The organism is Tenacibaculum xiamenense (assembly GCF_964513065.1).
GTDB lineage: Bacteria > Bacteroidota > Bacteroidia > Flavobacteriales > Flavobacteriaceae > Polaribacter > Polaribacter xiamenense.
Map to the genome: position 1 here is coordinate 231,171 of NZ_CAZEQU010000010.1, position 25,215 is coordinate 256,385.

15 protein-coding genes are annotated in these 25,215 nt (G+C 32.3%); 5 read left to right on the plus strand and 10 right to left on the minus strand.

The genetic code is table 11. From position 1 onward, the window contains the following. Positions 1-14: 14 nt before the first annotated feature. Both ACKTTV_RS02990 and mutY read right to left on the minus strand, forming a co-directional pair. Positions 15-461: a single-stranded DNA-binding protein gene (locus ACKTTV_RS02990; RefSeq protein WP_408029322.1), complete on the minus strand. Its 447-nt coding sequence runs from the start codon at positions 459-461 to the stop codon at positions 15-17. 74 nt (positions 462-535) lie between these two features. After that, positions 536-1,585 (minus strand): A/G-specific adenine glycosylase, encoded by a 1,050-nt coding sequence (gene mutY / locus ACKTTV_RS02995; protein ID WP_408029323.1) that lies wholly within the window; start codon positions 1,583-1,585, stop codon positions 536-538. 132 nt (positions 1,586-1,717) lie between these two features. Between mutY and ACKTTV_RS03000 the strand changes: the two genes are divergently transcribed. Further along, entirely contained in the window at positions 1,718-2,008 is a 291-nt protein-coding gene (locus ACKTTV_RS03000; protein ID WP_408029324.1) for an HU family DNA-binding protein, read from the plus strand. Positions 2,009-2,317: 309 nt separating this feature from the next. After that, entirely contained in the window at positions 2,318-3,856 is a 1,539-nt protein-coding gene (locus ACKTTV_RS03005; RefSeq protein WP_408029325.1) for an Rne/Rng family ribonuclease, read from the plus strand. 80 nt (positions 3,857-3,936) lie between these two features. Here ACKTTV_RS03005 and ACKTTV_RS03010 read toward each other — a convergent pair whose 3' ends face one another. From ACKTTV_RS03010 to purD, 3 genes are all read right to left on the minus strand, one after another. Next, positions 3,937-7,305 carry a S8 family serine peptidase gene (locus ACKTTV_RS03010; RefSeq protein WP_408029326.1) on the minus strand — a complete coding sequence of 1,123 codons (3,369 nt, stop codon included), beginning with the start codon at positions 7,303-7,305 and terminating at the stop codon, positions 3,937-3,939. Positions 7,306-7,780: 475 nt separating this feature from the next. Next, the gene (locus ACKTTV_RS03015; RefSeq protein ID WP_408029327.1) at positions 7,781-11,425 is read right to left on the minus strand and encodes a S8 family serine peptidase; all 3,645 of its coding nucleotides are present in this window, start codon (positions 11,423-11,425) and stop codon (positions 7,781-7,783) included. Between the two features lie 622 nt (positions 11,426-12,047). Next, positions 12,048-13,322, minus strand: a complete 1,275-nt coding sequence (purD, locus tag ACKTTV_RS03020) for a phosphoribosylamine--glycine ligase (protein WP_408029328.1) — start codon at positions 13,320-13,322, stop codon at positions 12,048-12,050. Between the two features lie 254 nt (positions 13,323-13,576). Between purD and ACKTTV_RS03025 the strand changes: the two genes are divergently transcribed. The 3 genes from ACKTTV_RS03025 to ACKTTV_RS03035 are packed head-to-tail and all read left to right on the plus strand — an operon-like array spanning position 13,577 to position 18,097. Further along, positions 13,577-16,438, plus strand: a complete 2,862-nt coding sequence (locus ACKTTV_RS03025) for a TonB-dependent receptor (RefSeq protein ID WP_408029329.1) — start codon at positions 13,577-13,579, stop codon at positions 16,436-16,438. A gap of 11 nt (positions 16,439-16,449) precedes the next feature. Next, entirely contained in the window at positions 16,450-17,307 is an 858-nt protein-coding gene (locus ACKTTV_RS03030; protein WP_408029330.1) for a hypothetical protein, read from the plus strand. Positions 17,308-17,311: 4 nt separating this feature from the next. After that, positions 17,312-18,097, plus strand: a complete 786-nt coding sequence (locus ACKTTV_RS03035) for a hypothetical protein (protein ID WP_408029331.1) — start codon at positions 17,312-17,314, stop codon at positions 18,095-18,097. A 187-nt stretch (positions 18,098-18,284) separates the two neighbouring features. Here ACKTTV_RS03035 and ACKTTV_RS03040 read toward each other — a convergent pair whose 3' ends face one another. From ACKTTV_RS03040 to ACKTTV_RS03060, 5 genes are all read right to left on the minus strand, one after another. Further along, entirely contained in the window at positions 18,285-20,990 is a 2,706-nt protein-coding gene (locus ACKTTV_RS03040) for a zinc-dependent metalloprotease (protein WP_408029332.1), read from the minus strand. Positions 20,991-20,994: 4 nt separating this feature from the next. Next, the gene (locus ACKTTV_RS03045) at positions 20,995-21,768 is read right to left on the minus strand and encodes a hypothetical protein (RefSeq protein WP_408029333.1); all 774 of its coding nucleotides are present in this window, start codon (positions 21,766-21,768) and stop codon (positions 20,995-20,997) included. A gap of 202 nt (positions 21,769-21,970) precedes the next feature. After that, positions 21,971-22,741, minus strand: a complete 771-nt coding sequence (locus ACKTTV_RS03050) for a glycosyltransferase (protein WP_408029334.1) — start codon at positions 22,739-22,741, stop codon at positions 21,971-21,973. Positions 22,742-22,745: 4 nt separating this feature from the next. Further along, positions 22,746-24,182 (minus strand): exopolysaccharide biosynthesis polyprenyl glycosylphosphotransferase, encoded by a 1,437-nt coding sequence (locus ACKTTV_RS03055; protein WP_408029335.1) that lies wholly within the window; start codon positions 24,180-24,182, stop codon positions 22,746-22,748. Next, positions 24,085-25,209, minus strand: coding sequence for a glycosyltransferase (locus ACKTTV_RS03060; RefSeq protein ID WP_408029336.1), 1,125 nt, complete (start codon positions 25,207-25,209; stop codon positions 24,085-24,087). Before ACKTTV_RS03060 ends, ACKTTV_RS03055 begins: the two co-directional genes overlap by 98 nt. Positions 25,210-25,215: the final 6 nt, after the last annotated feature.

Here is a 25,215-nt window from a genome sequence, read left to right on the forward strand (position 1 = left end):
AAAGTTTAGTTATACTAGAATGGTAAATCATCATCTTCGTTAGGCATAGAAGAAGCATTGTTACCATTTTCAGGAGCACCGTGCTGCTGATTAACCTGAGGTGGCGCTGGGTTATTATTAGGATCTTTCTTAGTAGACAAAAACGTCATATCCTGAACTTGAATTTCAGTTGTGTACCTTTTTTGCCCATCTACTTCATACTGTCTGTTTTTCAATCTTCCTTCAACGTACACCTTATCTCCTTTGGTAAGGTATTTTTCACAAATTTCAGCCAGTTTGTTTCTCACGACAATATTATGCCATTCTGTATTGGTGATTCTTTCACCCGTTTGACGATTTGTATATGTCTCATTCGTAGCAATAGGAAAACGACCAATAGCATTTCCTCCTTCGAAGTAATGCATTTTAACTTCATCTCCTAAGTGCCCGATTAAAATTACTTTGTTTACTGTTCCTGCCATAGCCTTAATTATATCCTATAAAATCAAATATACAAAAATTACTCACTAATAAGTTTTAAAATTCTCTTATCCTTTTATTGATCACTACTCACTACAAATTCATTCAAAAACTTCTCAATTAAAACAGGTACGGGTTTTTCCGAAACCTCCTCCCATTTAAGATTTGCTTCTTTGTAAGAATCAATAGAAACAATCCAAAATTGCGTGTATAAATGTTGGTGAGAAAGTTTATGAATTATTGTTTTCGTGTTAAAACGTTTAATAACTGCACCATTTAAATTCATTTCATTAAAAGAAGAATTTTCAACTAACTCATGGGCATCAATAGAACTTTTTGTTTCAATTAACGGAAATTGATACAATCCTTGCCAAATACCTTTTCCCTTTCGCTCTTCCAAAACTGTTCTACCATCATTAGTATCAATCACCAAATAATTAAAGTACCTCTTTTTTACTTTGAGTTTTTTTTCTTTAACGGGCAGGTCTTTCACCATATTATTACTAAATGCCATGCACATTGATGAAAATGTACAAGCATCACATAAAGGATTTTGAGGTTTACAATGCAAGGCGCCAAAATCCATAATTGCTTGATTGTAATTTCCTGGTTGTTCTTCATTAATTAAACTCTGAGCAAGTTCTTTGAACTCTTTTATTCCTTTAGTAGAATTGATAGGAGTACGCACTCCAAAAACACGAGATAATACTCTAAAAACGTTTCCATCTACAACTGCTACAGGCTCATTATAGCATATTGAAGCAATGGCAGAAGCGGTATAATCACCTACTCCTTTCAATTTTAACAAATCTTTATAATTTGATGGAAAAGTACCATTTAGATCGTTTGCAACATACTTCGCAGTGTAATGTAAATTGCGAGCTCGTGAGTAGTATCCAAGTCCTTGCCACAACTTTAAAACTGTATCTTCTTCTGCATTTGCCAAATCAAAGACTGTTGGAAAAGCCTCTGTAAACCGCAAAAAATAAGGCAATCCTTGAGAAACACGCGTTTGCTGGAGCATAATTTCGCTTAACCAAATGAAGTATGGATTTTTAGTTTTTCGCCAGGGTAAATCCCTATTATTTTGTAAATACCAGTTAATTAACTCTTTATAAAAAACCATTAAATTAATTTAGTTCTGCAAAGTTACTGGAATTTGATCGATTTTTTTTAAATTTAAACTTTTTCGGAATAGATTAATTATCATATATTTGCATCCTCAATTTTTAAAGAAAACAAATAAAAAATATTAATAATGACAAAAGCAGATATCGTATCTAAAATTTCGGACAAAAGTGGAATTGAAAAAGCAGATGTTTTAGCGACTGTTGAAGCATTCATGGATGAAGTGAAGGATGCATTGGAAAACGGAGACAATGTATATTTAAGAGGTTTTGGTAGCTTCATCATCAAAAAAAGAGCAGAAAAGACAGGTAGAAATATTTCAAAGAATACTACTATTAAAATACCTGCGCACAACATCCCAGCTTTCAAACCTTCAAAGGTGTTTACAGAAGGTGTGAAAACTAAGGTAAGTGTAAAATAACACGATCCTGTAAATAAAAGTATTAACCAAAAAGTCGGTTTATCCGGCTTTTTATAAACCAGTTTAACTATGCCAAGTGGTAAAAAAAGAAAGAGAGCTAAGATCTCTACTCACAAAAGAAAAAAAAGAGCAAGAGCAAACCGTCATAAGAAAAAGTAAGCAGTAGCTTACTTTTTCCGTTTGCTTATATAGCTCAAAAAAGTTCATTGACATTAAGGTTTAAACACCTTAAAAAGGTATATAAATACCTGTTTACAAAATTTTAATCCGTCTTCGTATGATGTACGTAGGCATAAAAATTACATTCAGATGAAAACAGAATTAATTATTCGGTCAAATTCTTCTGATATTGATTTTGCCTTACTGAGAGATGGTAAACTTATTGAATTAAACAAAGAAACAAACGACAATAAATTTTCGGTTGGTGATATTTTTCTAGCAAAAATTGGAAAAGTAATGACCGGATTAAATGCTGCGTTTGTAAATGTTGGTTATCCTAAAGATGGTTTTTTACACTATCATGATTTAGGGCCACAAGTACAATCTTTGAACAAATTCATAAAAAAAGTAAGCACAGGTAAATTTAAAGAATTCACTTTAAAAAATTTCCGCTTTGAGGAGGACATAGACAAAGACGGAGGTATTAAAGATGTACTAAAATCAGGTCAAAATTTATTAGTACAAATTGTAAAAGAACCTATTTCTACCAAAGGACCACGTATTAGTTCTGAGCTATCAATAGCAGGTAGATATTTAGTTTTAGTTCCTTTTTCTAATAGAATTTCAGTTTCACAAAAGATAGCTGACAGCAAAGAAAAGGAACGATTAAAAAGATTAGCAAAAAGTATAAAACCAAAAGGTTTTGGACTTATTTTACGTACTGTTGCTGAAGGAAAAAAAGTAGCAGAACTTGACAAAGACTTACAAAATTCACTGGATCGTTGGAAAAATATGTGCAAACGTATTCCAAATTCAAATACACCAACAAAAATATTAAGTGAATTGAATAGAGCATCTTCAATTTTAAGAGATGTAATGAATGATTCTTTTACAAGTATCGTAACCAACGATGAAGCTCTAGTACAAGAAATTAAAGAATATTTAAGGGAAATATTTCCTGCTAAAGAAAATATTGTGAAATTTCACAGGTCACAAGTACCTATTTTTGAGAAATATGGTATTGAAAGACAAATAAAAACATCGTTTGGTAAAACAGTTTCAATGAGCAAGGGTGCTTATTTAGTTATAGAGCACACCGAAGCTTTACATGTTATTGATGTAAATAGTGGTAACAGATCTAATAAAGCTTTAAGCCAAGAAGAAACTGCCTTAGAAGTTAATTTAATTGCCGCTTCAGAAATCGCAAGGCAACTTCAATTGCGAGATATGGGTGGAATTATTGTTGTTGACTTTATTGATATGAAAAGCTCTGAAAACAGACAAAAATTATATCAACATTTAAAAGAAGTTATGTCTTTAGACCGTACTAAACACAAGATACTACCTCCTAGTAAGTTCGGTTTAGTACAAATTACAAGACAACGTGTAAGACCTGAATTACATATAAAAACAAGAGAACCTAACCCTAATAAAAACGGAGAAGTTGAAGCTCCAATTGTTTTATTAGACAAGTTTGAATCTGAACTAGAAAGATTAGTTAACAGTAAAGATAGTTATAAGGATATTACTTTAAATGTTCATCCTTTTGTTGCTGGATATTTAACTAATGGATTTAACTCAATTCGTTTTCAATGGTTCTTAAGATATAAAAAGTGGATAAAAATTTTACCTCGAGATGCTTACTTATACTTACAATATAAGTTTTCTTATACTAAAATCAAGAAATAAGTAAGGTTTAATCTTATTATGAAATAAACCCCTTTCAAATAATTTGAAAGGGGTTTTTTATTTTATAGTGATTATAACGGTTACTCTAAAATAACTTTGTGCTCTTTGGAATAAAAACCATCTTCACTTTGAACTAAAACAAAATAGACTCCCTTATTAAGCGAACTTAAGTCTATTTGAAATTCATTTTGACTTTCGAATGTTTTAGAAAACTGCTCAATATAACTGGTCGAATAAACACTTACAACTGCCTTACCTAAAGCCACATCCCAAGGAATATTTACAATTCCAGTTGTTGGATTTGGATATGGAGGCTGTATCTTATCTTTTTCAGTATATATAGTAACAGAAGTACTGTTTGTTTTTCCATTTACATCTACAACTGTTGCTGTAATGTAAATTTCAGAACTTCCTCTTTTTGGATCGTATTGAAAGCTATATGGAGCTTCGGTACTCGAATAAAACTCAACTCTAGGGAAGAAATTAATGTCATTATATTCATACGTATGATACTCAACAAAGCTAATTTCACCACTTCCTTTGATTACCTCAACATTAACATCAAGAAGCTCTCCCTTATTAAGTGTGTAAAGGTTTCCTTCTGTTAAATTAGTGAATCGAATTTCAGGGTTTTTTACTACCTCAAAACTTACTTCTGCTTCACCCCAAGCTCCTCTTTCGTCAAGTGATCTTACCTTTACAGTATAAGCTCCTAACTCAGAAATACGAAGCGTAGTTTCCTCTGAAAAGTAATGTGAATTCTCATGGTTTTCTTCTCTAATTAAGTTTCCGTTTAAATAAACTTCAGAACGAACCAATTGCTCAGGCCCTTCAAAAAATTCATTGTAAGAAGTATATGCTAATTCAACTTCAAGAGATTCTGTAAGGTCAAAAGTAGTTCCCTCGAAAGGTGTATGAATAAAAACTACTGGTGCTATATTCTTTTCACCATTTCCAATTCTTCTCTGAACAGTTACTGAATCACTCTTCTTCCCTAAATTATCAATTGCAACAATTGTAATATCAAATTGATCCATAAGCTTTTCAGGAGTAATAACTGCTGAATACACATTTCCTTCTTTGATCATTTCAATGTTTTCCTTAACAACACCATATACATTCGTATAACTCATGTACACCTTCTCTACGGAACCATCAATATCTGTTGCTTTAATTTTAACAGGTATGGCGTCTAAATTATTTTGGAACTCATTTTGAGCTGATATCAATTCAAGCTTTGGAGATTGATTTAATGTAAAATCTAATTCTAAACCTTTTGTTGATTTTACTCCTTGCTCATTGATTGCTACAATACTTAAAACTTCCTCTCTATTTGTATTCGGAGAATAATCAAATGTATATACATTATTTACCTCTGATTTAGGCTCTAATAATAAAGTTTCTCCTGGTGTTTGAAGTTTCAAAAACACTGATGAAAAACTTAAAGCAGCATTCGTTACAGATGCCTTAACTTGAATTAATTTACCATGTTCGACATTAGTATTAGGCACAGGACTAATTAATGTTATTGTTGGCTTATTATTATTTGTACCACACTCTCCAAGCAAGGTCCAAGGTCCCCATTGATCATTTGAAAATGGAACTCTCCCTTGAGACCAAAACTTAGCCTCAAATCTATCACCTAAATACTCAACAACGTCACCTTTTTTATATGCTTTTGATCTTGACCATTGAGCTAAATTACAGGCTCCAGACACTCTGCTTCCTCCTGTAACAACTACTGATACAGCTTGCTGATTTCCTGCTAAAACTCCTTTATGAGTAATGGTTACAGTATAAACCTCGCCAGCAGTACCACCTACTACTTCAATTTTTTCAATATTATCAACAATATTATCACCTTTAGTTGCTCCCGCAGCTGGATTTGCTGGGTTCAATTTCCAAGGGAAAAACTCCTTATTCTCAGAATCCGTAACTCTAATATCCAAGTCATTCACTAATACTGGAGTTGAATCATCAACGGTTGTATCAAATGGAGAAACATTATATGCTAAATCGTTCCAGGAAATGGAAACCATCAACGGCTCGTTGTTAGAATTCTTTCTAACTTTGAAAGTATGTACCTCATTATTATCAAGGTTTATCTCTTTAATCATACTTAACTCTCCATTATTCTTAATGGCTTCCGCAGCTTTTTCAGCATTTAAAAGCCCCCAACCAAATTCGTAATCAGGTCCTGGGTTTCTTCCAGCTTCAGATGCTGTATGTAATGCTAAACCTTTTAAAGTTGCAGCATGCATATAAAATCCGTTTAATCGCTTATAATACTGTTGCAATAACAATAAAGACCCTGAAACATTTGGAGCTGACATAGAGGTACCACTCATTGTAGTATAAGCACTTGTACTATATCGGTCAGCCGAATAAACACCTACTCCGTTTCCTGCAATATCAGGTTTAATTCTACCGTCATCTGTTGGTCCCCAATTAGAAAAACCAGACATTTTTACCGAACTAGCATCTACATAGTTCTCTACCTTATCAACAGCAGCTACAGTTAAAATATTTTTGGCAACACTCTCTCTGTAAAGAATATCATAGCCTCCTTTGTTTAAATAATCATGCCAAGCTTCATTCTTAGATTCATAAAAATTATCTCTATCATTAGATGCTGACTTCACATGTAAATAGTAAGGAGATTGATTCGCTATCTCATCAAGGTTCTTTGCCCAGCTTGTATATTTACCAAATTCATATTCAGGTAATGAGTTTGCCCACCAGCCATAAGAATGATTAGAAACTAATAAATTATGATCTTTAACAGCTTGAATAATTTCTTGATTATCATTAAACCAATCATAACTTAGTAGAGTAGCATTCGGAGCCATTCCAGCCGCTCTACCTCCGTTGGCATGTTTAGCACCTACTAAAGTTCCACCTACATGATCAGCATGTCTATCATTTTCGGTCACGTTGAAAGGATTTATATTTCCGTATATTGGTTCTACTCCTTCTTCTTTTACAATAACTCTTCCAGTAAATGCTTCATGGTTTCCATTCACGGTTGAACCTTCCCAAATTCCGATCATTTCTCCTTCTCCAGTTAAATTATAACCTAATCCACTTGACGGGTGTAACTTATCAGTTCTGGTGGTTTTAGCTGCATCATCGTTATACGTGGTATAATAGTACAAGGTACCATCTTCACCAACATCCATTAACTCTCTATGGCTATTATCCTCCGAAGCGCTTTCAGGAGCTGCTGATCTTAATAATGACTGTTGTCTTAAGTATGCTTCTACTCTCTTCTTCGCAGCCTCCCTTTCTCTTTTAAATTGAGATTGCAATGAAGTTAATCCTTGCGAATTAGTTTCTTTTTTCACTTGAAGAATTGCCTTTTCCTGGGCATATCCACCAAATGAAATTAATCCTATAGACACTGCTGAAATAACAGTTCTAATTTTCTGCTTTGTAAAATCTATAAACATTTTGCTTATAATTTTTTCTAATATTTAAAAATGATTTTTAATTATAGAATATAACATCAGTAAGTTTGGTTGACATGGTGTGTTTATAAAACAGGTATGTAAACTATACACTAATCAATATTCTTTTCGTGCAAAAATTATGGGATAGCGCTTCCTTTTAATTCTCATGAGATTTTTTTTGCAGGCGCGAAACTACACTATTTTTTGATCCAAGGACTATTCCAGAGCGGGATTTTTAAAAAGCCATATTTTAAAAAAATTGAATAATATTCAATAAAAAACCTTAATCGAAAGATTATATTTATCAAAAACAACCATAAACCAACAGAATTAACATTAACCCAGTTGTCAAATAGGTTTTAGTAGAAAAATTTGCAAATTTTATCAAGTCTAAATAACAGAAAAGCTCCTGTTAATTTTATTAACAGGAGCCTTACTATTAGTATTATTTTGTAAGTAATTCTATTCGAAACTACTATTCAACTACTATTTTATATTCTTTACGGTATAATACACTTTGGCTTTCTACCACGACAATATAGGTTCCTTTTTTAAGGCTTCCTAAATCTAATTGTGCTGCCGCCTCTTTAGAGTCAAAAGTTTTCTTAAACTGGAATTTATAATCTAAACTATAAACGTAAGTAATAAATTTACCTAATGACTTGTCCCATGGAATATTTACAATTCCAGTAGTAGGGTTAGGATACGGAGGTTTTACCTCTTCTTTATCAGTATAAACTGTTAAACCTGCAGTGTTTGCCATTCCAAATTCATTAATAGCCACAACATCAATATCAATTCTAGACAGGCCATTTTTAGGCTCAAAAGTTGTGCTAGAAATCGCATCATTTGTTGTAAAATTATGCATATAAGGCATTCTTCCACCGTCTACAAACTCTCTAATATAGTAACGCACTTCTCTAATCTTTGCATAATCTCCTTTAGCTTCAACAGCTACTTCGAAAGATTCTCCAATTTTTAAAGGATATGTAGTTCCATCTACTAAGTTCGAAAAACTAACAGTTGGCTTATCAACAACTTTAAAGTTTATTTGATTTTCGCCCCAAGTTCCTCTTTCATCTAATGTTCTAATTTTAAGAGTATATTCACCTGCTTTAGTAACAGGAACAGAACTTCTCTGTCCTAACCCAAACTTTTTATCGTAAAAATGCTCATCAACTTTTACATCGTTTAAGAACACTTCTGATCTAATAATATACTCTGGTCCTTCAATTATACCATTATAGGTTACGAAAACAAACGGAATATCTCTTGGTGAATCAAACTCAAACACCTGTCCTTCAAATATTTCGTAAAACTCTACAACAGGAGGTAAGTTTGGCGCATTGGCAGCTATTCTATTATACATTTCTACAGGAGTACTTTCTCTACCTCTGTCATCAGTTGCAATAATTGCATTGTTGTATGCATCATAGAATGTTGGAGGAGTGAATGAAGCTGTATAAATATCTCCATTCTTAATCATTTCAACTCTTTCAAAAGTATTACCTTCAGCTTTGTAAATAAAAACAACCTTATCTACAGCTCCGTCAGCATCAGTTACTTTTGCTTTAATTTCAACTGTTTCTAGCGTTGTAAATAATCGATCGTCATAAGACAACAACTCAACTACTGGAGCTAAATTTTGTTTTAATGCTACGTTAATGGCTTTTTGAATTACAGTCTGACCCGCTTCATTTTTCACCAATACCTTGAACTCAACATTATTAGAACTATCTACATCAGGATAAGTAAAAGATTGAGCGAACAATGTTTGATCATTCTCAACATTTGTCAAATGATATAAATCTTCTTGCCCCTCAGTTGTTGTTGTTTGAAGATATACTTGTAAGCCTTTTCCATAGATTCCTGATACTTTGAACTCTAAATTCGTTGGAGTTCCTTTGTAAATAGCATCACCTTCTTGATGACTTAAGAAACTTATACTTGGTTCTCTTTGTTCCTCATAAAGGAAGAAATTGAACTCTTCTGTTTTCTTTGTTCCTTTACTATCAATAGCTACAAAAGTATTTTGATACTTTCCATACCAATCTGGTGTATATTCAAATGTATATACATCACTTTCAACTTTTAATGGGCTAATTATTTCAGTTCCTCTTTCACTTTTTCTTATAAGGTTTACTGAAGTTAAGTCATTATCAGCATCAGTAACTCTAGCAGAAAAAGTAACTTTATTCATTCCTCTAAACTCAGTTCCTGCAGTAGGAGCCAATAAATTAATTTCTGGAGCATTATTTCCTAAATCGTTACAAGATCCTAGAAGTTTCCATGGTCCCCATTGATCTTTCGCGAAAGGAGCTTGTGCTTGCGACCAGCTTTTTGCTTCAAATTTATCTCCTAAATACTCAACAACATCTCCTTGGTTATAAGCTTTAGTTCTTGACCATTGAGCAATATTACAATCTCCAGAAACTCTTTTTCCACCAGTAACAATTACTGCTACTGACTGACGACCTCCTACTAGATTTCCTTTATGGGAAATAGTAACAGTATATACTTCTCCTTCAATTCCTTCTGCAATATCAATTCTTTCAACGTTGTCAACAATATTATCTCCAGTCGTAGCTCCTTGTGCTGGATTATTTGGATCTAACTTCCATGGGAAATATGGTTTATTCTCAGTATCAGTAACTCGAATATCTAAATCATTAACTAGTACTGGAGTTGGATTATCAATAGATCTATCTGCTGGATTGAAATTATAAGCAACATCATTCCAAGAAATTGATACTAATAAAGGCTCATTGGTAGAGTTTTTTCTTACTTTAAAACTATAGACTTCTTGATTATCTAAATCTATTCCTTTAATCATACTTAACTCTCCGTTATCCTTGATTGCTTTTGCTGCCTTTTCAGCATCTAAAAGCCCCCATCCATACTCGTAGTCTGGACCAGGATTTCTACCTGCCTCAGAAGCCGTATGTAAAGCCAATCCTTTTAGCATTGCAGACTCCATATAAAAACCATTTTGCTGCTTATAATATTGCTGTAATAATATTAACGATCCTGAAACATTTGGAGAGGCCATTGAAGTACCACTTAATGCTCTATATGAATTGTTAGATTGATCACTTGCAGAATATACATTTACTCCATTTCCAGAAATATCTGGCTTTATTCTACCGTCATCTGTTGGTCCCCAATTAGAGAAAACCGACATATTTACTGAAGAAGCATCTTGATATGATTCAACTTTTTCAACAGCAGCTACAGTAAGGATATTTTTAGCTGTATTTTCACCGTACATTAAATCATATCCTCCTTTTGCTTGAAAACGTGCTCTATCATTAGAAGCCGCTCTTACATGTAAATAATAAGGAGCATTGTTTGCTATTCTATCAATATCTCTTGCATCGTACAAGTACTTCCCAAATTGATATTTCTTTAAGAATGCGGCTCTTAAACTATATGAATGATTTGAAACCAACAGGTTATGATCTGTAATAGCTTGAATAATTTCTTGCTTATCATTCCACCAATCATAACTTAAAAGCTCTGCATTCGGGGCCATTCCTGCTCCTCTACCTTCAGCTGAGCTTAATGCTCCAACCATAGTTCCTGCGACATGGGTTGCGTGATAATTGGTATTATTATTATTGTAAACTCCTTCTTGCGAATTTGCTCTTCCGGTAAAAGTTTCATGAAATTCTCTTACAACTCCAGCATCCCAAATCGCTATTTTTTCTCCTTCTCCGGTTAAGTTATACCCTAAGCCACTTGAAGGATGTAGTTTATTCGTTCTTGTTGTTCTAGCAGCAGCATCATTGTCTGTTCCAAAATAATATAAAGTACCATCTGGTCCAACATCCTTTAATTGCGTAGTTACAGAAGGATCATCTTCCTCAGTACTTTGATTATTTAAAAGGTTATATGCTTTGTAGAATTCATGTCTGTTTTCATACTCTTCTACTCTTTTCTTAGCCTCTTCTCCTTTTTTCTTAAGTTCGGATTTTAATGATGACAACTGTCTATTATCAGTGTCAATTTTGATTAATTGAGCCGCTTTATCTTGCGAATATCCGGCAAATGACATTAACCCTACAGTAACAGCAGCCACCGCTACTTTAAAGTTTTTGTGTTTAGTAAACTGTATAAACATGATGTTTATATTTTAGTTTTATTCGTTAAAAAATAGTTTTTCACTATAGAATATGTATTTTGATTATTTAAGCTTCACCCTAATTAAGTGCTTAAAAAAAGGCACTATAATCCACCCTCAAAACATTACTGTTTTGATTTTTTTTTGATAAAAAAATAAAAATTGCCTTTTCTATAGCCTCTTATGAATTAAAGAATTCAATTCATAAATATTCCCTTCTAATATTCTATGTTTGCAAAAAGTTATGGATAGCTATTCCTTTTTCTCGAGAGTTTCTTTTCGCTATTGTAAAGCTATGTTATTTATAAATGTTAAAATCAAATATTAGCCAAAGCACCATAAAAACACTATAAACATACCAAACTAATAGCTCTATGAATTTGATAATATTTTAAGACAAAAACCGCCGTTCGTCCTTTAATTTATGTTAATTAAAACACTTTAAAAACCTTAAAAAAACCTACCCCATTGATAAACAACAAACTACACTAACACTTTAAAAAAACCAAAATAAAGAATCATGAAATGAAAAAACCGACATAATTCTTACCCAAAAAATTAAGTAAAGAACGACGTCGGTTTATTTATTATAATGCTGAAACTTATATTCAGTCTTAACTTTTTATTTTAAATCGAAACCTATATCTTTTCTGAAGTTCATTTTATCAAAAGATATTTTATCAATGTTTCTATAAGACTTTTCTAGCGCTTCTTCAATGGTATTTCCGAATGAAGTAATTGCCATAACTCTACCTCCACTAGTAACCACTTTGTTTTCATTTTTAGTAGTACCGGCGTGATATACTATTGAGTCTTCTATTTCATTATATCCAGTAATTTCCTTTCCTTTTTCATAAGCTTCAGGATATCCTCCAGACACTAACATTACTGTTGTTGCCGTTTGATCTGTTACTTCATAAGTTTTTTCCTTTAAAGTTTGATTTGCTACTCCTTCGAATAAATCAACCAAATCAGATTGGATTCTTGGTAAAACAACTTCAGTTTCTGGATCTCCCATTCGAACATTATATTCAATTACAAAAGGATCTCCATTTACATTCATTAGACCTATAAAAATAAACCCTCTGTAATCAATTCCATCGGCTTGTAATCCATTAACAGTTGGTTTAATTATTCTATCTTCTACTTTACTTAAAAACTCATCATTAGCAAAAGGAACTGGAGAAATTGCTCCCATACCTCCTGTATTTAAACCAGTATCTCCTTCACCTATTCTTTTATAATCTTTCGCAGAAGGCAATACTTTATAACTCTTTCCATCAGTAAGAACAAATACAGATAATTCTATTCCGTCTAAAAATTCTTCGATGACCACAGTAGAAGATGCATTTCCAAATTTTTGATTTGATAACATTTCTTCAAGCTCCGTTTTAGCTTCCTCTATATTATCTAATATCAGTACTCCTTTACCAGCCGCTAAACCATCAGCTTTCAAAACAAATGGTGGTTGTAATGTTTCAAGAAATGATTTTCCTTCCTCTAATGTTTCACTTGTAAAAGATTTGTACTTAGCCGTTGGTATTTCATGTTTTTCCATGAATTGCTTTGAGAAGTCTTTACTTCCTTCTAATAAAGCTCCATCTTTTTTAGGTCCAATAACTGGAATTTTGTTCAACGCTTCGTCAGATAAGAAAAAATCGTGAACTCCTTCAACCAAAGGAGCTTCTGGTCCAACCACAACCATATCTATTTTATTTTCCAATACAGTTTTCTTTACTGCATTGAAATCGGTTGGATTTATTGATAAATTAGTTGCTATAGCATCAGTTCCTGCATTACCTGGAGCCACAAATAAATTGCTAATCTTTTCGCTTTCAGATATTTTTTTAGCAAAAGCATGTTCTCTTCCTCCAGAACCAAGTATTAAAATATTCATTGTTGTGTTGTTTTGTGCTGCAAATATATTGAACTCGGAGAAACCTTTTTCAATTTAGATCAATTTCATTGAGATACACTATAAAACATCAGTGTTTACAAAGTGTTAATTAAATAAAATTACACAACCACTTAAGTTAAAAAACAAACAAAACACCATCTTAAAGTATAATTTTGTAAAAAAAACACAATATTTCTTTGTTTTTAGCTAATAAAAAACAAATTTTGTCGCTTAAATCAACTTAATCATTGTACATGAAGAAATTTTTATTCTCAAGAAATTTTCTATTGTTATCATTTTTTCTTTTTTCAATAGCTGTTTCAGCACAAACAGTAAAAGGGAAAATAGTTGATCTCAATGGAAATGGTCTACCATTTTTTAATGTGGTAGAAAAAGGCACAAATAACGGTACTACTACCGATGATCAAGGGGAGTTTACGATTAATATGAGTAAGATTCCCTCAACACTAGTAATTTCTTTACTAGGTTATGAAACAACTGAAAAGTCAGTTACTTCGACTAATTACCTCGTAATAGAGGCAATGGAATCAAGCGAAACATTAGAAGAAACTGTTATCGTTGGTTCACGTAATAAATCAAGAACAGCGGTTGACACTCCTGTTCCTGTTGATATTATTAATGTAGCTGAGCTTACCAAAAATTCTCCACAGGTAAATCTTAACCAGATATTAAACTATGTGGCTCCTTCATTTTCTTCAAACACTCAAACTATATCAGACGGAACGGATCATATAGATCCAGCTTCATTAAGAGGTTTAGGTCCAGATCAGGTTTTAGTTTTAATTAACGGAAAAAGAAGACATACCTCATCATTAGTAAATGTAAATGGTACTTTTGGTAGAGGTAGTGTTGGTACAGATTTAAATGCAATTCCTGCTGCAGCTATCAAAGACATTCAAGTATTAAGAGATGGTGCTGCCGCTCAATATGGTTCTGATGCGATTGCTGGGGTAATTAATATTGTTTTAAACAATAAAGTAAACGAATTAAACTTATCGGTTACTTCAGGAGCACATGTCTCTAAAAATTCACAAGAGCAACAAGGAGGTATTGATGGAGAAACCGTTAATATTTCTGCCAATTATGGTATTGCTTTAGGAGACAAAGGTGGATATATTAACTTCACTGGAGATTTCGATTATAGAGATCCTTATAGCAGAATGAGTGAGTTTAAAGGACAAATATTTAACGGATATAATTCTGTTGAGTGGGTTGCTAATAATTCTGGATTGGACTTAGCAAATTTAAGTCTTGACGATATTCGTTTTGCTTCTCAAGGTGTTACTCATTTTGACTTAGCAACGAAAAACGCCATTAATAGTGCTACAGATATAGCTACTGTTCAATCTCTATTAAACTTCGACACTACTGAATCTGAATTAGCTGTTAGAGGTTTAAACAGAAGTGATTTCAACATGCGTGTTGGTCAATCTGGTTTAAGAGGTGGAAGATTTTTCGCTAACATGAGCTTACCTTTAGATGATAATGGAACTGAATTATACTCTTTTTCAGGGTTTAGTTCAAGAACTGGTAATTCTGCAGGATTCTATCGTTTACCTCATCAATCAAGAACCTATACTCCATTATACATAAATGGTTTCTTGCCTGAAATCAACTCTAAAATTGTTGATAAATCAATCGCAGTTGGAATACGCAGTAAAGCAGGTGATTGGGATGTAGACTTCAGTAATACTTGGGGTACTAACAGTTTCAATTTTGAAATTTCAAATACTTCGAATGCTTCTTTGTTAAGCGCTTCTCCAACTCGCTTTGATGCTGGAGGATTTAGTTTTACTCAAAACACTACAAATTTAGACTTTGTAAATAACTATGAAGATATTTTCAATGGTTTAAACGTAGCTATTGGTGCGGAATACAGAGCAGAATTTTATGATATTGTAGCTGGTGAAGAAGAGTCATATACTCAATATGATGCAAATGGTTTACCTGTTACTCCATCGACTACAGCTTCAACTGACTTCTTTGGAAATTCAAGACCAGGTGGATCGCAAGTATTCCCTGGGTTTACTCCTAAAAATGCATTAGGAAGAGATAGAAATAGTTTTGCTGCTTATGTTGACTTGGAAGCTGAATTAACAGATCAGTTACTTGTTAGTGGTGCTGCAAGATTTGAAAACTATAGCGATTTTGGTTCTACAATCAATTACAAATTAGCTTCACGTTTTAAAGTTAGTGATAACTTAAACTTAAGAGCAGGAGCTAGTACAGGTTTTAGAGCACCTTCATTACACCAGAGATATTATAATGCCATAGCAACTCAATTTATAGCAGGAGTTCCAAGTGAAGTAGGAACTTTTACAAACGATAGTGATATTGCTCAGCAATTAGGTATTCCTAGTTTAAAAGAAGAAGAGTCTGCAAGTGTTAGTTTCGGTTTCGCTGGAAAAATACCAAGTGCAAACTTAAAAATAACTGCTGATGCTTATTTCGTTGCAATTGAAGATAGAGTTATTTTAACTGATAGATTCAACATTCCTGATGGTATTGTTACAAATGCAGAAGCAGCAGCTTTCTTTGCAAATGCAATTGATACGGAATCAATGGGACTTGATATTGTAGTTACTCATAAAATTGACTTAAACGAAAGTATGCGTTTATCATCTGATTTATCTGCTACTTTCTCTAAAACCAGACGTGTAGATGACATTCACTCTTCACAAGTTTTAGTAGACTCTGGTCAGGAGAGCAGCTATTTTAGTGAAGCTTCAAGAATTTATTTAGAAGAGGCTGTTCCAAGAACAAAAGTAAACTTGTCAAACACCTTATCTACAGATCGTTTTAATGTATTTCTAAGAAATGTTTACTTCGGAGAGGTAACTGAAGCAAGCAATAATATTGCCAGTCAACAAATATATGGTGGAAAGTTAGTTACTGATTTATCAGTTGGATTTAAAGCAACAGACGAGTTAACTTTTACCGTTGGTGCTAATAATATTTTTGATGTTTATCCTGATAGAACTAACAGCACAAATAGCAATTTTAGTTCTGGAAGATTTGAATGGTCAAGAAGATCTCAGCAATTTGGAATCGGAGGAAGATTCTTATTTGCTCGTTTAAACTTTATTTTAAACTAAATCTTACTAAAATGAAAAATATAAAATTAACCATATATATAGTTTTGTTTTCTCTAGGCTTTATTGCTTGTACTAACGAAACTACAGACCCTGTTATAGGAACTCCTGTCGCTACTTCTCAAGTTGAGATTGGTTTTAGTGATTCCAATAACAACGCCAATATCTTAGAAGACGGAGGGCAAACCTCTGTAAGTGTTGGGTTGACTAAAAGCTTACCTTTTGACGTTATGGTTGAGCTAGAAATTACTTCATCAGATGGTTCTTTAGAGGATGATGCTGGACAAGCAGAATTAAACTATGATCAAATGATTACTATTTCTGCTGGATCAACTTCGGCAAACGCCAATATTTCATTTGTAGATGATGGAAAAAGTGACGGGGCTGAAACTTATACCGTAAAAATTAAAAATGCTACCACTAGCGTAACTTCTACGGAGTATTTTATTACAGCTTCTTCTGATAAAACACAACAGTCTAGAACATTAAATGTTTATGATCAATTACCTGATGTGGTTGATACTACCGAGGGTAGCGTTAAAATTGATTTAATGTGGTCAGAAAGTTCAAGAGATATGGATTTCTACATCTTGAATGCTCCAGAGCCATTAGTATCGAACATAGTTGATCGTAGTGAAGGGTTTACCACTACTGAATCGGTAGATTTACCTGCAACTGCAGATGATATTACTTATTATCTTTTTATTAACCAATACTTGTTCACTGCTGATGTTGAGTATACTATCGATTTTACCTTCCCTGATGGTCAAACAATGAACTACACAGGTACGGTAACTCAAGATAGCAATGTTATGTCATTAGCTAAAGTTACTGATGGAGATACTGTTACATACACAATTACAAAACTTTAAGAAAATGAAGAAATTTAAATATATAAAAGGTTTTATCATCATCCTTTCTGTTTTTTTAACAGGAGCTTGTTCTGTTGATGATGATCTTCCAATAACACCAGATGCAATAACAAAAATTACAGCACAAACGGCTGTTAATTCGGTTCGTATAGCAAATACGGAAGACACCTACTCAGTAGTTGTGAATTTTTCAAACCCTCTTTCTAGTTTAAGTAGATTGACATATTCAGTGGGTTCTTCTACTATGGAAATAGATTTAGCTAAAGGAGCTACACAAGTAGAACTTCCAGTTGATATGTCTGGTGCTAATATTCTTGTGAAAACCTTAACTATTAAAGATTTAAAAATCATAAACGCGAATACGGATAAGGTATCACCTAGCATCTCTGAAAATCAAAACTCTACAACTATTATAAAGGGTATTGATGTTAATAATGATGTTACTTTTGTTCTTACTTGGAATGACAATAGTGATTTAGACTGTGATGTTAGAGATTCTGCAGCTACAGTTATTGATATTTCTCAAGGGTTTACCGATACGGAAATGGTTACCTTACCAGAAACATCTGCTGATGGTGAGTATTTCTTCACAGTACGTCCTTGGACTATTAACAGTAATCCATTAGAATGTTATGTAACCGTAATAAATGGTGAGAACGTAAGTTCTTATACAGGAAGTTTGGTAGATGCATTACCTAGATATGGAACAATTGCGAACTTCGTGAAAATCACAAAAACTACTGATACATCAGGAAATGCTAGCTTCGCTTTTGAACAAGTATTATTCTAAGAAATAAACATTTTATTTATATTCTTTTTTAAAGGGTCATTCATTTATTTGAATGACCCTTTATTAATTCTTCCATTTATTAAAGTATTTATAAGCAGAAGTTATATGATAAAAAAGTAGTTTTAATCTATAAATTCAAAAAATCCCTTTACTTTTAAAAGAAGTTAACAATTTAAATTAAAGTCTACTACTTACTAACTATCAGTTTTTTATAATATTCTCCATCTTCTTTAGTTAAAATTTTCATATTATAAATACCATTACCTATATTATGAATAGAGATTGTGTTTAAATTCGAATCCTGATAAAAAATAACATTTCCATTAAAATCATAAATTACTACTTTCACTAATTCTTTACTGGACTTTATATTAACAATACCATTACTTGGATTCGGGTATATTGAAATTAAATCATCTTTCTGTTTTCCTATATCTTCTTTAACTACCTTATCAACAATAACGGCTTCTCTTCCAACTGTATCTGGATGACACCTATTAGGAAAAGGACAATCATTATCTAATTTTCGACCTATAGTTAATAGAACATTACCTCCTGTTATTCTCGTTCTTGGAGACATTATAATACGATTTTCAGCTATAAAATCATTCCTTCTATTATTTATGCTTATGTTACAAGTATTTCCTCCAAGATTTATGTTATAATCACTCACTAACACATCTTTCTCAAGATAATTACAAATATGTGTTGTTGAACTACCTTTTAATTCATCGTTGGATACCTGGAAAATATCAGAAAATTTTAATATCTGATCTCCTACAAAAACATGGTTTAATTCATCATTTATTTCTATTCTACTACTTAAGATACCACCAATATGTGTTGCCGAATTCGGGTTTAAGTGATTTAAATCTGTAATTTGTTCGAACTTTCCTGATGCTTCCCTTTTATAAAAATACACTATTCCATCATGTCCACCATTTGGTCCTTTTCGGAATAGTAATAAGTAATTATCATTAATAAAATGAGGGTATCCATAATAAGAAGTATTAATATTTAAATCTTGCTCTTCAATCCATCGCCCATTTTCTTCTTTATATAACTTAATAGATAAAAAACCATTATTGGTACTATGAAGATCACTCCACCTAACAGGAACAATGTATTTATCAAAATAATAATAACTAACATTTTTATCTTCCAACCAATTTTCTATGGGTAAATTAATTGTCCTTTTTTTGTAATATCTATTATCAATTCCATCATACTCCCATTCTTCAATTAATCCTCGCTGTTTAGATTTAAAATACCCTTTGTCCGTTAATTTTATGTTTTCTGCGTCATAGTAAAAATCATCAGTAACAAAACTTAACTCATGGGTATTAATATCAAATCTATAAATTGAGCGTTTATTGGTTGGTGATCCATAGTTTTTCGTTATATAATATCCACTTCTAGTTACTATTTGACCTGATAGATCACTGATATTAATATCTCTAACTCTCCAATCCCCCTCAATCTCTTCAAAAATCTTTAAACCTCTAACACCATTATCGTTTGATATAACGGTAAACGTTTTACTATTAATTATTTTTACACTTTTTACTCTATCGTGATCTGTGCTATTAAAGTTCAAATTATAAAAGAGTACCTCTTTAAGCTCACCGCAATCAACTCTATAAGCCCTAATATTTATTTTTGATCTAGATTCAGGTTCCTCGACGGCACTAACGAATAAATCACCTCTATAATCAACTGGGTAATGTCTTTTTCTATAACAATTCAAAGGCACTGATATCGAAGGCTCATAACATCTCGTACAGTAATTATAATAAACCCCATTGGTTGGGTTAGTCCCACCAGTTCCTCCTAAAGAAGTATCACAAAAATTCTTTAAATTAAAATAACTATTGTTCCAAATTGTATATCTTACATACTTCAGCAAATCTCTCATTCTTTCTTTTTGCCCCTCAGTAAAAAAAATTCTGCAATAATCTCTCTCAACTTTCTGATAATCCATATAATTCTGAACAGCACTAGTAATTTGATTATTACAATTATATCCTTTGCATGTCCCAGGAGCTACATTAAGGTCACCAGATCTCGGTACAGTTTCAGTATCGCAAATATAATCTCCTTGGGTTTCACAATCTACCTCATCACATGGGTTACGACTAGCAATACCATTATGATCATAACTGTGTAAAAGTCCTAACCAATGGCCTATTTCATGGATTGGGGTTGCTTTGTTTACCCATCTATAATCTATAACTACACCATCTCTAAAAGGCAGTGCTTCATGTATTTCTGGTAGTGGAGAAGAAGAGTACCCTTTCAATTTATCGCTACCATCTACCCATTTTAATTCAGCAATCCAAATATTTAAAAAAGTATCCGACGGAAAAGAGTTTTTTCTATGTTGTTTTATGTCCGCATCGACCTCAAGAGCATGTTGAATCCAATTACTTCGGCGAACAAATGGTTGATAAAACTCCTTACCATAAAAATGACTTATTCCTTCTTCGTTAATACCAAATACATTTTGCTTAGCCAAGCAAAACCTGATCTTTGTATCAATTCCTGTATATCTTCCAGAATACCTATCATTTAAATCATTGATTTGTCGAATTAAATCAGAATCCCTCAAATTAGCACCCTGACCAAGTGTGTAATGAAAAGGGTGAACTAAGTTAAAAACAACTGGTATTGTTATTATCTTATCATCTTGATTATTGTAGTTTCTAGCTTTTTTATTTTTGATTTTAATAATTTGCGCCTTAATAGAATTTTCTATGTTCGGATCGAGGCTTTTCAAGGCTCCTAAATATTCGTCAAAACCACAATTCTGAGAAAAGCTTAAAAAGCTTGTCGCAAGTAGGAAAAATAAGAAGTAAGGTAAAAATCTTATTCTTCCAGTTTCATTATATTTCATAACATTATTCTTTTTCTGACAATTTTTCTTCTAAGGCTTTTATTCTCTTTTCTTGCTCAATAGTGTAAAGTGTTAATTCCTCTATTTTTTGAAGAAGTAAATTTGTCATTTCTTTCAAACGAAGTCCATCTTCTTTAATTTTTCTCGCTGAAGGTACTTCAGGTAAATGATGGTGCTTTTTGGTATACTCTTCCACTTCTTTTAAAGTCGGCATTTTATATTCTTCCTTCAAAATAGAATTTCCTGTATAATACTTTTGGAAAACGTAGTCGGCCGGTACTTCTAAATCTATTTTAACTTCTTCACAATGAATAGACCCTTTTACCGTTAACATTTCATCTGGATTTCTTGAACCAACACCAATTTTTCCGTCAACAATTAAATTTGCGGCACTGGTGAAATATATTTGTTTATCCCAATTCCAACTCCCATTTATTCTAGGTGCGAAATGCAGATTTCCTTGAGAAGTTCCTGGGGTATGAATTACCCAATCATTACCACCATAAAATTGAATATCATTTTTCAGGTATAAATGCCCTTCAAATGTCCCTTCATTTGTAACTTTTAAAGGTCTTGCCAAAGTTCCATCACTTCTTATCTCAAATTGGTTTCCCCATGCCCAAGCTCCATTTATTTTAGGTGCAATATGAAGAGAGCTTCGACCATCTCCATCTGGTGTATGGAAAATCCATGAATTAGAGCCTCCACTGATTAAATCTTGTGCATTTGATATAAAGGTAATTAGTAAAATTGTAATTAAGCAGATTTTTGTTTTCATAATAGCTTATTTTTAAAGATTTATTAAATTTTAATAAAGCTGCCACTGATTACGACATATACATTTGATTATGAAACACATGGGAAAAAGTTAGCAATTTTTAACTAAGGTACTTTTTTTTTGTTAAAAATCAAAGCCATTATATAATATCAATAATCTTAACCCAAAGGTTTTAGGTTAACAATAATTGAACTTGTCTGCATTAGATATTCCATTTAATAAAGTACTTGATTGCAGAAATTATGTGATGAAATAATGGTCTTATTTTCTTCGAAGACTCTTGCTTCAGATTATGGCGTACTTCTTCATAGGGGTAATACATTTTTCTATAATTCAAGGCATCAATTTTTTTACAAATATCGACATCTTCCATATACAGAAAATATCTTTCGTCGAACCCCTTAAGCTCAACAAACATTGAAGTTTTATACAATTGAAAACAACCTGTCAAGTATTCGGGATAAAATGACTCCGACAAATTTTTATCCGAATATTCTCCTTTTTCAATAACTGACCTGAAAATTTTTCTGAGAAAAATTATTCTTCTTACTAACAATTCAAAAAAACTAGGATATCGTCTACAAGAAAATTGATGTCTATTATCTGGAAACAAAATTTTAGGTGCGATCATGATAAGATCGTCATCTTTTCTGAGCTCTTCAAATAGCTTAAGAACAATTTTACCTTCAAAAACAACATCAGGGTTAAGTACTAAATGAAAATTAGATTTTCTTTTTATTATCTCTAAAATCTGATTATGTCCTTTTCCAAAACCAACATTAACTTTATTTGATATATATTCTATATCTGGACTATCAAAGGCATTCTTAAATCTGGCACTTTGAGTATTATCAATTAAATATAATCTCTTCGAAACTGGCACAGATAAAAAGCTATTAACTGTTAATTTTAGTTCATCAAGATTTTCATTATACAGAACTATGGATGCGCTTATTTCAATATTCTTATTCAAATTACTAATATGCTTTTTCTTCTCCCTTAAAAATATTAAATACTGTTTTGACAATGATCTTTAAATCTAATGCTAACGACCAGTTTTCGATATAAAATATATCCATTCTAACTCTATTCTCGATATCTCTTTTTTCTTTCACCTCTCCTCTATACCCACTTACCTGTGCCAAACCTGTAATCCCTGGTTTTACCTCTTTTCTTTTGATATAATTAGTCACCTCCACAGTAAACTTATCGGACTGCGTATTCATATGAGGTCTTGGACCTACTACACTCATTGATCCAAATAAAACATTTAAAAATTGCGGAAATTCATCTAAGCTAGTTCTTCTTAATATCGCACCAACATATGTTACTCTATTATCATTCTCTTTTGTTTGTCTTTCATCCGATGAACCATTAACATACATCGAACGAAATTTATAACAAACGAACTCTCCTCCATGCAAACCTTCTCTTGTCTGCTTAAATATAGCGGGACCTCTTGATTCTATTTTTATCAATAGAAATAACAATGGGTAAAGCCATGATAATATAAATACACAAACAAAAATTGAAAAAACTATATCGAATACCCTTTTTACTATTTTACTTTCAATTAATTCAAAAGGCATTTTTTTTACCTTAAGAACTCTCATAGAATCACCGTAATATTCAGATACTGTATTTTTATTCGATAACTCATTTGCATTTGGAATTAACTTTACGATTCTATTATTTTTCGAAGCAAATTTGGTTACCTTCTTTATGGTTGTTTCCTCTAGCTCTGAAAGAGAACAATAAATTTCGTCTATCCCTTTTTTTAAAATATAATCGAAACTATTTTCTATTTGCCCTAAGAGATTCGCGCTAGGAACTGACTCTTTATCTGAAAAAAAACCACAATAAATATATCCTAATTCCTTCTCATTATTGAACAAGTCCACTATCTTTCTTGTCGAATTATCATCTCCTAAAACGATGACCTTCCTATAATTTTTTCCAAACGTTCTGTACTTTCTTAAAAGATAAACACCAAAAAACTTGAAAAACACAATGAGTGAGCTTATGAGTACAAGGTATTTCGCTTGATTATTTACAACTATACCTTCTCGAAAAATAGAGAAATAAGCAAAGAATCCTATTGAAAAAACTAATAGCTGGGTTAATAGAAGCCCTATAATTTTATAAATAGAAGTATACCTATAAATTTTATAAAACCTCGTGAAAAGCGACGAAACAACCCAAAAAGCACATATATATACTATAAAATAAAGTTTAACATATTCATTATCGTTAAGAGAAAACGATATTACGTTTAAAACTAAAAGATCTAATACTAGAAAGAGGGCTCTTATATATTTAGAATATCTTTTTTTCACCAAAAAATTGTTTAGTTTTTTCTTCAACAAACTCTTTAATTTCTCTTTCAAATCTCTGCCTACTAAAACGTAGCGCATTTTGTCTTATTGCCTCTGAAGAAAACTCAACTTCTTCAAAATTTCTTATGGCATTTATTATATCTAATTCACTTTGTTTGTCAAAAAAAACTCCTGTTTTATTTTCAATTATAGTTTCCAAAAGCCCTCCTTTTCTATAAGCAATTACAGGTGTACCGCAGCTTTGAGCTTCAACTGGAAGAATTCCAAAATCTTCATCAGCGGCAAATACTAAAGCTTTAGCTTTTTGTAACAACTCAACCATTTTTTCTTCAGACACTTTTCCTTTAAATTTAATATTCTTTTCCGCTATTTTCTGAAGCTTTTTCTTGTCTGGTCCCTCACCTATGACAACTAATTTTTTATTTGGAAGTTTGTTAAATGCTTGAATAATTAATTCGATTTTCTTGTAAGACACCAATCTTGAAGCCGCTACGTAAAAATCACTTTTATCAACGTTTAATTGAAAGGTATCAGTATCAACAGGTGGATAAATAACCGTAGCTTCACGATTGTATATTTTTTTTATTCTTTCTGCTATATAATTAGAATTTGCCACGAAGAAATCTACTCTATTTGAACTTACCACATCCCATTGTCGGATTTTATGAAGAACACGTTTTGCATACCATCCTTTAATTCCTTTCATAAGAGATTTACTCTTTAAATAATCAAAGTATAAGTTCCAAGCATATCGCATTGGAGAATGGCAGTAACAAATGTGCAATTGGTTCTGATTGGTTAACGCACCCTTCGCTACAGCCGAAGAAGATGAAATAACAACATCGTACTCAGATAAGTCAAATCCCTCAATAGCTAGAGGAAATAACTGTAAAAATTTTCTATGATTCTTTTTTGCCGTTGGTATATTTTGAATGAAACTTGTAGTGGTCTTAGCTCCTTTTAATATATCATTTCTATCCTTGTCATTAAGTGTATCCACAAGTGTATAAAAATCGAAATCACTCCAAACATTGGTTAAGGATTGTACGACTTTTTCACCACCAGCATTTGTGTAAAACCAATCATGTACTAAAGCTTTTTTCATTAAATC